Source organism: Actinomadura litoris, assembly GCF_009733595.1.
Taxonomy (GTDB): domain Bacteria; phylum Actinomycetota; class Actinomycetes; order Streptosporangiales; family Streptosporangiaceae; genus Spirillospora; species Spirillospora litoris.
Genome location: NZ_WOFH01000019.1, coordinates 113846 through 129036, shown reverse-complemented (window position 1 = coordinate 129036; position 15191 = coordinate 113846). Strand labels below are relative to the sequence as shown.

Annotated in this window: 13 protein-coding genes; 5 read left to right on the top strand and 8 right to left on the bottom strand. The window is 74.4% G+C overall.

Features of this window, described 5'->3' with window-relative positions; translation table 11 throughout:
- Positions 1 to 88: 88 nt before the first annotated feature.
- From GNZ18_RS37645 to GNZ18_RS37625, 5 genes are all read left to right on the top strand, one after another.
- On the top strand, positions 89 to 607 hold the full coding sequence (locus GNZ18_RS37645; protein WP_156221792.1) for a MarR family winged helix-turn-helix transcriptional regulator: 519 nt from the start codon (positions 89 to 91) through the stop codon (positions 605 to 607).
- Entirely contained in the window at positions 604 to 1572 is a 969-nt protein-coding gene (locus GNZ18_RS37640; protein ID WP_214620932.1) for an ABC transporter ATP-binding protein, read from the top strand. The genes GNZ18_RS37645 and GNZ18_RS37640 overlap by 4 nt, the downstream gene beginning before the upstream one ends.
- Positions 1569 to 2408 (top strand): ABC transporter permease, encoded by an 840-nt coding sequence (locus tag GNZ18_RS37635; protein WP_156221790.1) that lies wholly within the window; start codon positions 1569 to 1571, stop codon positions 2406 to 2408. The genes GNZ18_RS37640 and GNZ18_RS37635 overlap by 4 nt, the downstream gene beginning before the upstream one ends.
- 139 nt (positions 2409 to 2547) lie before the next feature.
- Positions 2548 to 4356, top strand: a complete 1809-nt coding sequence (locus GNZ18_RS37630; protein WP_156221788.1) for a vWA domain-containing protein — start codon at positions 2548 to 2550, stop codon at positions 4354 to 4356.
- 56 nt (positions 4357 to 4412) lie between these two features.
- Positions 4413 to 5747: an extracellular solute-binding protein gene (locus tag GNZ18_RS37625; protein ID WP_156221786.1), complete on the top strand. Its 1335-nt coding sequence runs from the start codon at positions 4413 to 4415 to the stop codon at positions 5745 to 5747.
- Between the two features lie 10 nt (positions 5748 to 5757).
- Here GNZ18_RS37625 and GNZ18_RS37620 read toward each other — a convergent pair whose 3' ends face one another.
- The 8 genes from GNZ18_RS37620 to rpmI form a co-directional block, all read right to left on the bottom strand.
- The gene (locus GNZ18_RS37620) at positions 5758 to 7374 is read right to left on the bottom strand and encodes an ABC-F family ATP-binding cassette domain-containing protein (RefSeq protein ID WP_156221784.1); all 1617 of its coding nucleotides are present in this window, start codon (positions 7372 to 7374) and stop codon (positions 5758 to 5760) included.
- Between the two features lie 326 nt (positions 7375 to 7700).
- Positions 7701 to 10190 carry a phenylalanine--tRNA ligase subunit beta gene (gene pheT / locus GNZ18_RS37615; protein ID WP_156221782.1) on the bottom strand — a complete coding sequence of 830 codons (2490 nt, stop codon included), beginning with the start codon at positions 10188 to 10190 and terminating at the stop codon, positions 7701 to 7703.
- Positions 10190 to 11299 (bottom strand): phenylalanine--tRNA ligase subunit alpha, encoded by a 1110-nt coding sequence (gene pheS, locus GNZ18_RS37610; RefSeq protein ID WP_156221780.1) that lies wholly within the window; start codon positions 11297 to 11299, stop codon positions 10190 to 10192. Before pheS ends, pheT begins: the two co-directional genes overlap by 1 nt.
- A 132-nt stretch (positions 11300 to 11431) precedes the next feature.
- A complete protein-coding gene (locus tag GNZ18_RS37605) occupies positions 11432 to 12496 on the bottom strand; it encodes a sensor histidine kinase (RefSeq protein WP_308166547.1) in 1065 nt (354 codons plus the stop codon).
- A gap of 301 nt (positions 12497 to 12797) precedes the next feature.
- A complete protein-coding gene (locus GNZ18_RS37600; RefSeq protein WP_173391004.1) occupies positions 12798 to 13367 on the bottom strand; it encodes an STAS domain-containing protein in 570 nt (189 codons plus the stop codon).
- Between the two features lie 250 nt (positions 13368 to 13617).
- Complete coding sequence (locus GNZ18_RS37595) at positions 13618 to 14451, bottom strand: TrmH family RNA methyltransferase (RefSeq protein ID WP_156221778.1); 834 nt, start codon at positions 14449 to 14451, stop codon at positions 13618 to 13620.
- Between the two features lie 34 nt (positions 14452 to 14485).
- A complete protein-coding gene (rplT, locus tag GNZ18_RS37590; protein ID WP_131736762.1) occupies positions 14486 to 14863 on the bottom strand; it encodes a 50S ribosomal protein L20 in 378 nt (125 codons plus the stop codon).
- A 70-nt stretch (positions 14864 to 14933) separates the two neighbouring features.
- A complete protein-coding gene (gene rpmI / locus GNZ18_RS37585) occupies positions 14934 to 15128 on the bottom strand; it encodes a 50S ribosomal protein L35 (RefSeq protein ID WP_156221776.1) in 195 nt (64 codons plus the stop codon).
- Between the last annotated feature and the right edge of the window lie 63 nt (positions 15129 to 15191).

The window sequence follows — 15191 nt, the reverse complement described above, 5'->3', positions numbered from 1 at the left end:
TCCGAGCCGTCTGAGACGAGGGACACACCAAGTACTTAGACACCTAATGATTTGACGCCTAAACATCAGGACCCTAATAATCCTGGGCATGGACACCCGCAAGCTCGGTTTCGGGGACCTCACGGGCCTCGGGCCGATCGAGCAGTGGCCCGTCGGCCGCCTGTTCGCCCTCGCGTCCCGCATGTCGGGCCCGGTCGTGTCGCGGATCATCGAGCGGCACGGCGTCAGCCCGGTCGGGTTCTTCACCCTGCGCATGCTCCTCGCCGAGGACGGGCTGCGGGCCGGGGAGATCGCCAAGCGGCTGCTCATCACCCCCGCGTCGGCGACCTCGGTCGTCGACACCCTGGAACGCAACGGACACGTGGAACGGCGCCGCTCGGAGACGGACCGGCGCGCCGTGCTCGTCTACATCACCGACGAGGGGCGGCGGCTGCTCTCCGAGAAGGGCATGCCCATCGGCCGCGACCTGTGGCACCTCTACGACGTCGTCGACGAGGGCGACGCGCCCGCCGTCCGGCGGTTCCTGGTCAACCTGATCGAACGCTTCGAGGAATATCCGGAGGCGATCCCCGAGGATCCGCCGGAACCGAAGGGAGACGGCGCGTGAGCGCACCCCCCGAGTCCGCCGTGAGCACGACGGACCTGAAGAAGACCTATCCCGCCGCCGGCCCCCGGCCGGCGGTGCACGCCGTCCGCGGCATCGACCTGGACGTCCCGAAGGGCGAGTTCTTCGGGCTGCTCGGCCCGAACGGGGCCGGCAAGTCCACCACGATCGGCATGCTCACCACGCTGGTCGTCCCGACCGGCGGCAGCGCGCGGGTCTGCGGGCTCGACGTGGTCAGGCAGCCCGTCGAGATCAAGCGGCGCATCGGCGTCGTCTCGCAGAACAACACGCTCGACTCCGACCTGACCGCGGGCGAGAACCTGGAGTTCCGCGGCCGGTTCTTCGGGCTGGGCGCCCGCGACGCCCGCCGCCGCGCCGACGAGCTGATGGAGCTGTTCGGGCTCACCGAGCAGCGCGGCGGCAACCCGTTCGAGATCTCGGGCGGGCAGGCCAAGCGCTTCATGATCTGCCGCGCCCTCATGCACGGCCCCGAGGTGCTGTTCCTGGACGAGCCGACCGCCGGCCTCGACCCGCAGACCCGCACCAACCTGTGGGAGGTGCTGCGCGGCCTCCAGGAGAGCGGCCAGACGATCGTGCTCACCACCCACTACATGGAGGAGGCCGAGGCGCTCTGCGAGAAGGTCGCCGTCGTCGACCACGGCAAAATCCTCGCCAGCGGCACGGTGGACGAGCTGAAGGGCGCCGCCGGCGCCGACACCGTCATCACCGTCACCTACGACGCGCCGCCCCCGCGCGAGATCAAGGCGCTCGCCGACCGGGACGGCATCAGCAAGGTCGAGATCCACGACGGCCAGGTGCGGGTGTTCGCCGCCGAGGCCGAGGGCATCCTCGGCGAACTCGTCGCGGTCGGCGCCGCGGCGGGCGTCGGCGTCACCGACGCGACCCAGCTCCGCCCCAGCCTGGAGACCGTCTTCCTCACCATCACCGGAAGGGACTACCGAGAATGAGCTCCCAGGTCCTCCCCCCGCCGCCCCCCGCCAGGGCGACGGTCCCGCGCACCTTCGCCGCGATGATGGCGCGCGAGGCGCGGGTGATGCGCAAGAACTTCCTGTCGACGTTCCTGCGGGTGCTGGTGCAGCCGGTGATGTTCGTGTTCGTGTTCGCCTACGTGCTGCCCAAGCTCGGCGGCGGCGCGATGGCGGGCGGGCCCGGCGGGCCGACGTTCTCCACGATCCTGCTGCCCGGCCTCGTCGGCTCGTCCATCATCATGCAGGCGATGATGGCGGTGATCTTCCCGCTGATGATGGAGCTGAACTGGCAGAAGTCGATCACCGACCGGGCGCTGGCGCCGGTGCCGGTGCCGCTGCTGGCCGTCCAGAAGATCATCGCGGCGGCGCTGCAGGGCCTGATCGGCGGCCTGCTGGTCTTCCCCGCGGTGCTGTTCATCCACGCCGACGGGCAGGCCCCGAGCGTCCACGTCGGGAACTGGCCGGTGCTGATCGTCGTGATGGTGGCCGGGTCGCTGCTGTCGGCCGCCGGCGGGCTGCTGCTCGGCACGCTGCTGAACCCGCAGAAGGTCCAGATGCTGTTCGCGCTCGTCCTGCTCCCGATGACCATGCTCGGCTGCGTGTACTATCCGTGGTCGGCGCTGGCGGACATCCGCTGGCTCCAGATCCTCAGCCTCGTGAACCCGCTGGTGTACGTCAGCGAGGGCCTGCGCACCGCGCTGACCCCCGGCATCGACCACATGCCGGTCTGGGCGTTCCTGCTGGCCATCGTCGGCGGGACCGTCGTCCTGTCCTGGGCGGCGACCCGCACCTTCACCAAGCGCGTCCTGACCTGACCGGATCCGGCCCGGCCCCGCGGGGCCGGGCACGGAACCCCGGTGCCCGCCAGGTCGTCACACCAGGAAGCGGAGAGTGGTCGTCTCCCCACTCCGACCGGCGACCAGGCCCCGGGACCGCACCGGGCCGGAGGCGCGAATGGCGAACCCGCTCAGGAACTGGGTCCAGTTGCTCGGCGTCGCCGCGCCCGTCGCGGGCGGGCTGGCCGCCGCCGACCAGCCGAGGCGCTTCCCGTTCTACCTCGCCGGGGTCTTCTGCCTGGTCTACGTCGTGGCGTGGTGGCTGGAGGACACCGACCGGCTCGGCCACCTCAAGAAGCGCATGTCGTGGACCGTCGTCAAATGCGGGGGCGCCGCGCTGGGCGGGGCGGCCGTCGTCGCCGCCGGGTGGATCGTCGTCCTGCAGGCCCGGTCCTTCGGGGCCGAGGGCTGCGAGCCGCCGCCCGACGTGCGCGTCATGGCCGCGCCGGAGAACATGGCCCTGGCCCAGGCCGAGGCCGCCAGGTTCGTCCAGGCCGAGAGCGACGCGGACGGCTGCCTGGCCGTCCGCGTGACCGTGTTCGAGGCGCCGCCGCCCGGCAACGTCCTCGGCGGCGTCTTCAAGGACATGGGCATCCTCACCGAGCTGCCGCGCCCCGACGTCTGGCTCCCGGCGACCAGCGCCTCGGTCGAGGAGGTCGTGCGGAACCTCGCCCCGGAGGCCCGGCTGACCTGGGGCGGGCGGTACGCCGGGCCGGCGTCGCCGCTGGTGCTCGTGCTGTCCGAGCCGGACGCGGGCGAGCTGGGCCTCACCGGCTCGGAGTCCCTGACCTGGAGGCGGCTCGCGGAGAAGGTCCGCGGCACCCGGTTGCTCATGCCCAGCCCGCAGACGACCGAGACCGGGCTGGTCGGCCTCGCCGCCCTCCTGTCCGGCGACACCTCCGACGCCTTCCAGCAGCGGCGCAGGGTCCTCGCCGGGCAGGTCGAGGCCGGCGGGGCGGCGGCGGACGACCCCGGCGAGGTGCTCTGCCGGCTGCGGACGGCGCGCGACGGCGGCCCGGCCACCGCCGCGATCGTGCCGCTGGACACCGTCAAGGGGGACCGGCCCGGCACCCGCTGCGACGCCCCCGGCGCGGAGGCCCGGCAGCTGGTGACCGTGCAGCCCGAGGGCGGGGCGATGGCGGTCGACCGGCCGGTGGTCCAGGTCCGCTGGCAGGACGGCGACCCGGACGGGATCACCTTCGCCGAGCGGTTCGGGGACTGGCTGGCGCGCTCGCTGCCCCGGGGCGCGGCGCCCGCCGCCCGCCCCCGGTTCGGGCTGGACGACCTGAGGAACGCCCGCGCCCTGATGACCAACGCGTGGAAGCCGCGCTCGGTGGGCTTCATGCTCGACCTCTCCCGGACGATGAACACGCCCGTGAACGGCGGGACACTGCTGACGGACGCCCGGAACACCGTCTACCGCACGCTCGGCTGGCTCGGCCCGAACGACCGGGTGGGCCTGTGGCGGTTCCCCGACGGCCCGGGAGGCCGCGAACCGCGCCGGCTCGTCCCCATGGCGCCCGCGAACGATCCCGCCAAGACGCGGATCGAGCGGTGGCTGGCACAGGCGCACGAGGCGGACGCCGAGACGACGCCGCTCTACCACGCGATCGCGGGCGCGGCGCGGCACGCGGCCGGGGAGGCCGCCGACCGGCGCGCCAGGGGGCACCGGGACGGCCGCCAGGCGCTGGTCGTGCTCACCGACGGCGTCGACGACGACCCCGGCCACGGCGACCGCGCCACCCGCGCGGAACTCCAGGACGCGCTGAAGGGCGCGGACGCCCCGGACGTCTACGTCCTCGCGCTCACCGGGGCGGGATGCCCGAAGGAGCTGGCCGACCTGCGGCGGGCGGAGCAGCGGTTCCACTGCCTCCCCGCGAACGCGGACGGCGACCCGCTGTTCGACGCGCTCTTCGGCTCGTCCTAGCCGCCCTCCGCCCGCCCCAGCCGCCGGACCCTCGCACAGAAACGGAGCCGAAGCAGGTGAACCCCTCCGCCGTGCAGGTCAGCGCCGTCGCCGGGGCGCTGGCGGCCCTGGTCGCCCTGGTCGCGTACCCGAGGGTGGCGTCCGGGCCGTCCGGGGCGGGCTGCGCGCCGGGCGCCCCGCTCGTCGTGGTCGGCGGCAAGGACCCGATCGGCGTGCGGCAGGCGCTCGTCGGCGAGTGGGCCGGCCGGCGCGGGCTCCGGGCGCGGTTCCGCCACCTGCCGCTGAACAGCGACATGGAGCACAGCGAGCTGGTGTCGACCGCGCGCTCGGGCGGCTGCGACGGCGACGTCTACATCCTCGACACGCCCTGGACCCCGGAGTTCGCGAGGGCCGGCTACATCCGGCCGCTCGACGACCTCCCGCAGGCGGGCCTGCGGCCGATCATCCCGGACCTGCTGCGCACCGGACGCTACCGCGGCAGGCTGTGGACGGTGCCGCTGAACACCGACGCGCCCCTGCTGATCTACCGCACCGACCTCGTCCGGCGCGTCCCGACCACCCAGGCGGAGCTCAGGGAGCAGGCGCGCGCGGTCATGGGCCCCGGCACCCGCCTCAAGGCCGGGCTCATGCTCCAGCTCGACCGCTACGAGGGCTTCACCGTCGACATGCTCGAACTGGTCCGCGACCAGGGCGGGGACATCACCGTCGGCGAGGACGGGAAGGTCGCGATGGACCGCGCGGCGGTCCGCGCCGCGCTGCGCGACCTCGCCAACGCCATGCGGGGAGAGCGCCCGGTGATCTCCCCGGCGTCGCTGGAGGCCGACGAGACGGCGGGCGTCACGGCCTTCAAGAACGGCGAGGTGGCCTTCCTGCGCGACTGGCCCGCGTTCTACACCCTGCTCCTCAACAGCGGGAGCGAGGCCGCGAAGCACCTCGACGCCGTCCCCTACCCGGGCGAGCGGGTGCTGGGCGGCCAGAGCCTCGCCCTGGCCGCCTCGCTCACCGGCGAACGGGCCCGCGCGGCGCGCGAGCTGGTCGAGTACCTCACCGACCGGGAGCGGCAGCGGCGGCTGTTCGCCTGCGGCGGGTGGGCGCCCGTGCGCGAGGACGCCTACCAGGGCCCCCGGGCCTGCGGGTCCCAGGGGGCCCCGAACGAGGAGGTCGTCCTGCACGCCGAGGCGCCCGTGATCCGCCGGGCCGTGGCGTCCGCGCGCCCGCGGCCCTCCTCGGTCTACTACCCCGAGGTCAGCCGTGTCCTCCGCGACCGGCTCCGCGACCGGCTGCGGTGCATGACCGGGACGGCGGACTGCTCGGCGCAGGGCGGCGACGGGCAGTTCCTGGACGACCTCGAAGAGGCCCTGGGGCGGGCGGCGCGCGGACGGGTGCGCTGACCCGCCGCGATCACATCGGGTCCACCTCCGACAGGCCGGCGCGGCGGTCCATCGCCAGCCAGCGGGTGATCCCGATCGTCCGCAGGAACGGCAGGTCGTGGCTGACCACCAGCAGCGCGCCCCGGTACCCCGACAGGGCCTGGCCGAGCTGCCGGACGCTCGCCATGTCGAGGTTGTTGGTCGGCTCGTCCAGCAGCAGGAGCCGCGGCGCGGGCTCGGCGAGCAGCAGCGAGGCCAGCACGGCGCGGAACCGCTCGCCGCCCGACAGCGTCCCCGCCGGCTGCTCGGCCCGCGCGCCCCGGAACAGGAACCGCGCCAGCCCGGCCCTGACCTGGTTCACCGGCACCGACGGCGCGACCGCGCGGACGTTGTCGATGACGCTGAGGTCCGGGTCGAGGACGTCGAGCCGCTGCGGCAGGTAGCGGACGCCCTCCACGCCGAGCCGCACGTCCACCCCCTCCGGGACGGACTCGCCGGTCAGGGCCCGCAGGAACGTCGTCTTGCCCGACCCGTTCGGGCCGACCAGCGCGATCCGCTCCGGACCCCGGACGATCAGCTCCTCCAGCGACCCGGTCTCCGGCTCGGGCGGCGCGAGCCCGGTCACGGTCGCGACCGTCCGCCCGGCGGGCACCTCGGTCGCGGGCAGCGTCACCCGGATCTCGGCGTCCCCGCGCACCGCCTCCTCGGCCTCGGTGAGCCGGTCGCGGGCCCCGGCGAGCCGCTCCTCGTGCATGATGCGGTGCTTGCCCGCCGCGACCTGCGCCTGCCGCTTGCGCTCGCCCATCACGATCTTGGGTTCGCGCTTGGTCTCCTGCATCTTCTTGCCGTAGCGCAGCCGCCGCGCCAGCTTGACGTGCGCCTCCTCCAGCTCGCGCTTCTGGCGGCGCATGTCGGTCTCGGCCGCCCGGACGGTGCGCTCGGCGGCCTCCCGCTCGACCGCGAGCAGCTCCTCGTAGGCCGTGAGGTTGCCGCCGAACGTCCGGACGGCGCCCTCGCGCAGGTCGGTGATCTCCTGCACCCGGTCGAGCAGCTCCCGGTCGTGGCTGACGACGACGAGCACGCCCGTCCAGGACTCGACCGCCTCGTACAGGCGGCGGCGCGCGTCCAGGTCGAGGTTGTTGGTCGGCTCGTCCAGCAGCAGGACGTCGGGGCGGGCCAGGAACAGCGCCGCGAGCGCGACCATGACGGCCTCGCCGCCCGACAGCGTCGGGACGGTGCGGTCCAGCCCCACCTCGCCGAGGCCGAGCCGGTCGAGTTCGGCGCGGGCGCGCTCCTCGACGTCCCAGTCGTCGCCGACGGCGGCGAAGTTCTCCTCGGTGGCCTCGCCGCGCTCGATGGCGTGCAGCGCCGCCCGCGCGGCGCTGATGCCGAGCAGGTCCGAGACGGTGCTGGCGCCGTCGAGCGGGAGGGACTGCGGCAGGTAGCCGACCTCCCCCGCCACGTTGATCTTTCCGGCGGCGGGGGCCAGCTCCCCCGCGATCAGCCTCAGCAGCGTGGACTTGCCGGAGCCGTTGACGCCGATCAGCCCGGTGCGGGTGGCGCCGAACGCGACGTCCAGGCCGTCCAGGACTCGCGTGCCGTCGGGCCAGGCGAACGACACGCCGGAGCACACGATGGCGAATGACATGAGGGGGCCTCCATGATGGCGAGCGATTGGCGGAACACATGGAGACACCGCGTGGGGCGCGCGACGCGGCCGGCGGGCGGGAGGCCGTGGCGGCGGGTGAGGCCGTCATGACATGCGAAAGCCCGGCGGGGACGAAGGTCCACGGCTGAGGTCACGTGCGCGGGCCGGTGAACGGCCGTCGCGCGGTGTCGGACCTCAGATCCTCAATGGACTCCCCTGCCGGGCGGCAATATGACCCGGTCACCTTACCCGAACCATCGCCGGGACGCAAATCGCGTCAGCGGAGACGAAAGGGCGGCCCCGCGCGGGGCCGCCCTCCTCAGCCGTCAGGCGCCGCGGAGCGTGGCGCCGGTCCCGGACGCCGCGGCGGCGACGGCCGCGTCGCGGGCCCGAGTCGCCTCCTCCGCCGTCAGTGTGCGGTCGGGCGCGCGGAACCGCAGCGTGTAGGCCAGCGACTTGCGCCCCTCGCCCACCTGCTCGCCGGTGTAGACGTCGAACAGCCGGATCGCCTCCAGCAGCTCCCCCGCGCCCTCGCGCAGCGCGGCCGCGACACGCGCGGCGGGGACGTCCGCGTCGACGACGAGCGCGACGTCCTGGGTGGCGACCGGGTAGGTCGACACGTGCGGCGCGCGGGGCGCCGCGGGCTCGCCCAGGCGGCGCAGCTCCAGCTCCATCGCGCAGGTGCGCGGCGGCAGCCCGTAGGCCTTGGTGACGCGCGGGTGCAGCTCACCGGCGTGGCCGACGAGGACGTCGCCCGCGTACAGCGCGGCGCAGCGCCCCGGATGCCACGGCGCGTGCCGGTCGGCCCGCACCTCCAGCTCGACCCCGGCCTCGCGGGCCACGGTGCGGGCCGCCTCGACGGCGTCCGCCCACAGCGCGGGGCGGCCCGGGCCCCACCAGCCCGACGGCTCCCGGTCGCCCGACAGCACGACGGCCACCCGGTGCGGCTGGTCGGGCAGCGCCGCCTCGACGGAGGCGACCTCCTCCGCCGTCGGCCCGCGGTCGACCGCGAGGCGCGGCGCCCGGCCCGGCGCGTCGGGGCGGGGGCGGAACACCAGGCCCATCTCGAACAGCGCCGCGTCGCCGAAGCCGCGCCCCACGTTGTGGACGAGGGCGCGCAGCAGTCCGGGCAGCAGCGTCGTGCGCAGGAGCGGCTCGTCCTCGGAGAGGGGGTTGGCGAGCCGCAGCGCCGTGCGCCGCTCGTCGCCGGACGGGAGCTGGAGGTCGTCCCAGTCCTTCTCGGCGGCGAACGGGAACGACAGCACCTCGACGTACCCGGCGCCCGCGAGCGCGCGGCCCACCCGGCGCCGCAGCCGCTGCTGGAGCGTCAGCCCCCGCCCGTTCGAGGGGCGCGGCGCGCGGACCGGGATGTCCTCATACCCCTCCAGCCGGATGACCTCCTCGGCGAGGTCGTTGGGGTCGACGAGGTCGGGGCGCCACGACGGCGGGGTCACCGTCAGCACCTCCCCCTCGCCGGTGCCGCCCGCCACGGAGCAGCCGACGTCCTCCAGCCGCCGGACGACCGCGTCCGGCGGGTAGGCCACGCCCGCGACCCGCCCGGGGTGGCCCGCCGACATCGTGACCGTGACCGGCTCCACCGGTGCCTGCGCGTGCGTCACGCCGGGCACGATCTCGGCGCCGCCCAGCTCGGCCAGCATCCGCGCCGCCCGGTAGGAGGCGTACAGCGGCAGCTCGCGGTCGACGCCGCGCTCGAACCGGTAGGACGCCTCGCTGTGCAGCCGGTGCCGCCGGGCCATCCGGGCGATGCCGACGGCGTCGAAGTGCGCCGCCTCGATCACCATGTCCGCCGACCGGTCGTCGATCTCGGTGGCGAGGCCGCCCATCGTGCCCGCCATCGAGATCGGCCCCGACGCGTCGGTGATGAGGACGTCCTCGGGGTCGAGGGTCCGCTTGGCGTGGTCGAGGGTCTCCAGCGCCTCGCCCGGCGCGGCGCGCCGCACCACGATCGGGCCGGTGAGCTTGGACCGGTCGAAGGCGTGCAGCGGCTGCCCGAGCTCCAGCATCAGGTAGTTGGTGACGTCCACGGCCAGCGACACCGGCCGCATCCCGGCCCGGTGCAGGCGGACCTGCATCCGGATCGGGGTCGTGGCGTCCGGGTCGAACCCGCGCACCTCGCGCAGCACGAACCGGTCGCACGCCGACGGGTCGCCGATGCTCGCCGGGTAGGACTCGCCGGTGTCGGCGGGCAACTCCACCTCGGCCGGGTCCTTGAACGGCACCCCGTAGGCCGTGGCGGCCTCGCGGGCGATGCCGCGGATCGACAGCGCGTAGCCGCGGTCGGGCGTGACGGCGATGTCGAGGACGTCGTCGCGCAGGCCGAGCAGCTCCACCGCGTCCGTGCCCGGCGGCGTGCCGGGCGGCAGCACGAGGATGCCGGCGTGGTCGTCGCCGATGCCCAGCTCGTCGACCGCGCAGATCATCCCCTCCGACAGCCTGCCGTAGGTCTTGCGCGCCCCGATCTCGAACCCGCCCGGCAGCACCCCGCCCGGCAGGATGACCACGACGTGGTCGCCGACGGCGAAGTTCGTCGCGCCGCAGATGATGTTCTGCGGCTCGCCGGTGCCGTTCGCCTGGCCGACGTCCACCTGGCAGTAGCGGATCGGCTTCTTGAACCCGGTGAGCTCCTCGATCGCCAGGACCCGGCCGACGACCAGCGGGCCGGTCAGGTCGGCGCCCGCCCGCTCGACGGTCTCGACCTCAAGGCCCGCCGCGATCAGCTTCGCGGCCAGGTCGCGGCCGGTGACCCCGGCGGGCAGCTCGACGTACTCGCGCACCCAGGAAAGCGGCGCCCGCATCAGATCTCCATCCCGAACGGGAGGGTGAACCGGACGTCGCCCTCCACCATGTCGTGCATGTCCTCCACACCGTGCCGGAACATCAGCGTCCGCTCGACGCCGAGGCCGAACGCCCAGCCGCTGTAGCGCTCCGGGTCGACGCCGCAGGCCACCAGCACCCGGGGGTTGACCATCCCGCAGCCGCCCAGCTCGATCCAGCCCTCCGAGCTGCACGTCCGGCAGGGGTCGCCGCCCGGCTCGGCCGAGGCGCCCCGGCACACGAAGCACTGCATGTCGACCTCGGCCGACGGCTCGGTGAACGGGAAGTAGGACGGGCGGAAGCGCGTCTTCAGCCCCTCGCCGAACATGCCCTCCACGAACACGCCGATCCCGCCGCGCAGGTCGGCCATCGTCAGGCCCTCGTCGACGGCGAGGCCCTCCAGCTGGTGGAAGACGGGGCTGTGCGTGGCGTCCAGCTCGTCGGTGCGGAACGTCTTGCCCGGCATCACCACATACACCGGCAGCGGGCGCGACAGCAGCGACCTGACCTGCACCGGCGAGGTGTGGGTGCGCATCACCAGGCCCGTCTCCTCCGAGCCGACGAAGAAGGTGTCCTGCATGGTGCGGGCGGGGTGGTCGGGCGTGAAGTTCAGGGCGTCGAAGTTGAACCACTCCGCCTCGACCTCGGGGCCCTCGGCGACCTCGAAGCCCATGGAGACGAAGACGTCGGCCATCCGCTCCTGGGTGGTGGTCAGCGGGTGCCGGGCGCCCCGGGGCGCGCGGTCCCAGGGCAGCGTGACATCGACGGTCTCCTCGACGAGGACGCGCTGGTCGCGCTCGTCCTCCAGCTCGGCCTGGCGCGCCTTGAGCGCCTGCCCGACCGCGCCCCGGGCGGCGCCGATGCGCTTGCCGGCCTCGGCGCGGCCCGCGGGCGGCAGCGCGCCGATCTCGCGGTTGGCGAGCGCCAGTGGGGAACGGTCGCCGGCGTGCGCCAGACGGACCTGCTTGAGGTCGTCGAGGGTGCCGGCCGCGGCGATGGCGGCGAGCGCCTCGTCACGGGCCCGCTCCAGCTCCTGCGGGCTCAACGCGGTCACCTCGACGGGATCGTAGGACTTGTTGGGTGCAGACATGGTGGTGTGATAACTCCGGTCGGCGTGGGACGCCCGCAGTCTAGTGCGCGGGCGGAAAGGATCCGGAAAGCTCGTGCGCGCTCAGCGCGGCCCCCCGGGGGCCCGGTGCCGCGGCTCCGGCCGTCGGCCGGATCAGCTCGCGTAGTCGGGGGCCCCGGCGGGCACGGTAAATCGGAACTCGGCGCCGCCGCCGGGCGCGCGCCGCACCGTGATCACGCCGCCGTGCGCCTCGACGAGGCCCTTCACGATGTAGAGGCCGAGGCCGGTGCCGCCGCGGCGGTTGCCGCCGGGGCCGCGCCAGAACTGCCGGAACACGCGCTGGACGGCCTCGGGCGGTATGCCCTCGCCCTCGTCGCGCACCGACACGGCGGCCCCCTCCTTGTGCGCGTCCGGCTCCACCACGATCGTCACGGTGCCGGCTCCGTGCCGCACCGCGTTCTCGACCAGGTTACCGAGGATCTGGTCGACCTTGTCGGGGTCGAGCCACATCTCGGGGAGCTCGCCGCGCGTCTCGAAGCGGAACCGGTCCTCGGGCTCGCCGGCCGCGACGCGCCCGGCGATGACCTTGCGGACCTCCTCGGGCAGGTCGACGACCTGTCGGTGCATCTCCAGGCGGCCCGCCTCGATGCGCGAGACGTCCAGCAGCTCGGTGATGAGCCGGGTGACGCGGTCGGCGTCGGCGTTGACGGTCTCCAGCATGACGCGCTTCTGGTCGTCGTTGAAGCGGTGCCACTTGGCGAGCAGCGTCGCCGTGAAGCCCTTCACGCTGGTCAGCGGGGAGCGCAGCTCGTGCGCCACGGTGGAGACGAGGTCGGCGCGGTCGCGTTCCTGGCGGGCGCGGTGCGCGGCGTCGCGCAGCGAAACGGTGAAGCGCTCGACCCGGCCGCGCTGGTCGCGGCGGTAGGCGGCGGTCACCAGCAGCTCGGTGCCGCCGGGCAGGAACAGCACCCGCTCGGGGTGCCGGGTGCGGGTGGCCAGGCCCTCGTAGGGCGCCAGGCACTTCCACCAGTCGCGCCCCTCGGCGTCGTGCAGGGGGAGGACGTCGCGGAAGTCGGCGCCGAGCGCGGCGCCGGCCTCGACCCCGGTCATCCGGACGGCGGCGGCGTTGAACACCACGACGCGGGCGTCCCGGTCGGCCACGAGCAGGCCGTCGGGCAGGTCGTCGGCCGGATCGCCCGCCGGCGCGCGCGCGGCCACGCGGGGAGGTCGATCTCCGCCCACTGCGGCCTCCAGAAACACCGGTCGGGACGTGGCCTGTCGAGAAGAGACTCTATCTGGACTCGGGCCCCTCGCGGGACCCGGAAAACGCCCTGCGGCAAGGCTTTTGTAGCCACCGGGCGGGGTGCGCGCCCCGCCGTGGACGTCCTCACCAGGAAGTACGCGGGCCGCCCCCGCGACGGTTCGACCGCGTCCCCGCCGATCGAGATCGTTTCGCGGCGCGGCCGCGGAGCAGGGCGGCGGCCCGAGGACGGGAACCGCCGGTGCCGGACGGACGGGATCAGCTCGCGCGGCTGGGCGGGCCCTCGGTCAGCGCGCGGTCGGCGTCCGGGTGCAGGGCGAACAGCCGGTGCAGGCCGGTGATGCGCAGCAGCCGCAGCTGCGCGGGGCGGACACCGGCGAGGACGATCTCGCCGCCGGACGCGGAGACCTGGTTGTGCGCGGCGACGAGCGCGCCGAGCCCGGCCGCGTCGCAGAACGGCACGGCGGCGAAGTCGACGACGAGGCGGCGGAAGCCCGCGCCGTACATCTCGATGAGGCGGGCGCGCAGCGTGTCGGCGGTGTGCAGGTCGATCTCGCCGGTCACGGCGGCGACGGCGGTGTCGCCGCGGACCTGGGCGGTCTCGATGGTCAGGCCGGTGCCCACCGCGGCGGTCACGGCGGGGCCCGCCGCGCCGGGCCGCGCCGCGGGCGCGCCTTCGGCGGACACGGCGGACGCGGCGGGCACGGTGGAGGCGGCGGCCCCGGCGGGCACGCCCGCGCGGCACCTGAACTCCGGCCCCCGCCGGCCCGGCCTCCTGGCCGCCCTGGTCTCCTCGGTCATCACGTTCGCCCCCACTCTGCGCGGCATCGTCGCCGCCCCTGGTCAACCACGGTAAGCACCCGTTGGAACGTGCAAATCCCTCGCCGGGCCGGTATCCCGCTCCTACCTGGGGACGAGGGCCCGCCGCGTCGGCCGGACCCCCGCCCCGCCGTCGCGAGGCACCATCTTCGCAGGTCACACCCGGAGAAATCAGTTCGGAGGCGACCGCTTGCGGCCATCCGAACACGGAACGCAGTGAATCCAGCGCAAGCGTCCGCGTAACGCTCGTCACATGCCGTCAGCTGCGGGAACGCTCCCGTTGCGACCGCTGCGCCCGCGCCGAGGCGTACAGGCATACGGCGGCGGCCGTCGCGAGGTTCAGGCTCTCGGCGCGGCCGTGGATCGGCACCCGGACGACCTCGTCCACGTGCCGGAGGATCTCCTCGGGCAGCCCCCACGCCTCGTTGCCGAACACCCAGGCGGTGGGCCGGGCGAGGAGGCCGTCGTCGATGCCCTCGTCCAGCGTGCGCTCGCCCGCGCCGTCGGCGGCGAGGATCGTCAGCCCGGCGCCGCGCAGCTCGGGGACGAGGGTGTCGAAGCGCGGGCCGACCACGACCGGCAGGTGGAACAGGCTGCCCGCCGAGGCGCGCACGCACTTGCCGTTGTAGGGGTCGACGGAGGCGTCGGTGAACACGACCGCCTCCGAGCCCGCCGCGTCGGCGGTGCGCAGCACCGTCCCGGCGTTGCCGGGGTCGCGGACGTGCGCCAGCACGGTCACGAGCTCGGGCCCGGTCTCCAGCGCCGTGCCGAGCGGGACGTCGAGGAACCCGCAGACGGCCAGCAGCCCCTGGGGCGTGACCGTCTGCGCCAGCTCGGCCATGACCTCGCCGCTGACGCGCAGCACCGGCGCGCCGGCCTGCTCGGCGGCCGCCACCAGCTCGGGGTGGCGCGCCTCGGCCTCGGCCGTGGTGAACAGCTCGGCGAGCCCGCCGGGGATCCGCAGCGCCTCCCGCACCGCCTGCGGGCCCTCGGCGAGGAACCGGCCCTCGCGGCGCCGGAAGGCGCGCTTGGCGAGCCGGCGAGCGGCCTTCACCCGTGGTGATCGGAGGGAGGTCAGCTCGCGGCCCGCCATGTCACTGTGATCGCCTGGATGCCGGTCGCCCGGCTCAGGCGGCCTCCGAACCCTCGGCCGGGAGCGCGTCCTTGGCGACCTTGACGAGGGCGGCGAACGCGGCGGCGTCGTTCACGGCCAGCTCGGCGAGCATGCGCCGGTCGACCTCGACCTCGGCCGCCTTCAGGCCCTGGATGAACCGGTTGTAGGTGATGCCGTTCGCGCGGGCGGCGGCGTTGATCCGCTGGATCCACAGCCGGCGGAACTGGCCCTTGCGGTCCTTGCGGTCCCGGAAGGCGTAGGTCATGGAGTGGAGCTGCTGCTCCTTGGCCTTGCGGTACAGGCGCGACCGCTGGCCGCGGTAGCCGCTCGACCGCTCCAGGACGACCCGACGCTTCTTGGCGGCGTTGACCGCCCGCTTCACGCGTGCCACGTGATGGACTCCTTCGTGGGGGCCGGGGCCATCCGGGCCTCGGCCGGTCGCTGATGTTGCCGGTCGGGTGCTACTTGCGCAGCAGCTTCTTGATGTTCTTCGCGTCCGCGGGGGCCACCACGGCGGGGCCGGACAGGCGGCGGGTCCGCTTGGTCGGCTTGTGCTCAAGCAGGTGGTTCTTGTTGGCGCGGCGGCGCATCACCTTGCCGGAGCCGGTCAGCTTGAACCGCTTCTTGGCACCGCTGTGGGTCTTGGTCTTCGGCATGGTCGCCGTCGTCTCCCTCGCTGTGTGGCCCCCGCGCGGCGGCACGGTGGCGCGCCTGAATCG

Excerpts from the sequence above, each read along its gene's own strand:
- pheS (WP_156221780.1), bottom strand. The coding sequence starts at position 11,299 with ATGTCTGCACCCAACAAGTCCTACGATCCCGTCGAGGTGACCGCGTTG.
- GNZ18_RS37595 (WP_156221778.1), bottom strand. The coding sequence starts at position 14,451 with ATGGCGGGCCGCGAGCTGACCTCCCTCCGATCACCACGGGTGAAGGCC.
- GNZ18_RS37635 (WP_156221790.1), top strand. The coding sequence starts at position 1,569 with ATGAGCTCCCAGGTCCTCCCCCCGCCGCCCCCCGCCAGGGCGACGGTC.
- GNZ18_RS37645 (WP_156221792.1), top strand. The coding sequence starts at position 89 with ATGGACACCCGCAAGCTCGGTTTCGGGGACCTCACGGGCCTCGGGCCG.
- GNZ18_RS37630 (WP_156221788.1), top strand. The coding sequence starts at position 2,548 with ATGGCGAACCCGCTCAGGAACTGGGTCCAGTTGCTCGGCGTCGCCGCG.
- GNZ18_RS37620 (WP_156221784.1), bottom strand. The coding sequence starts at position 7,374 with ATGTCATTCGCCATCGTGTGCTCCGGCGTGTCGTTCGCCTGGCCCGAC.
- pheT (WP_156221782.1), bottom strand. The coding sequence starts at position 10,190 with ATGCGGGCGCCGCTTTCCTGGGTGCGCGAGTACGTCGAGCTGCCCGCC.
- GNZ18_RS37600 (WP_173391004.1), bottom strand. The coding sequence starts at position 13,367 with ATGCCGCGCAGAGTGGGGGCGAACGTGATGACCGAGGAGACCAGGGCG.
- rpmI (WP_156221776.1), bottom strand. The coding sequence starts at position 15,128 with ATGCCGAAGACCAAGACCCACAGCGGTGCCAAGAAGCGGTTCAAGCTG.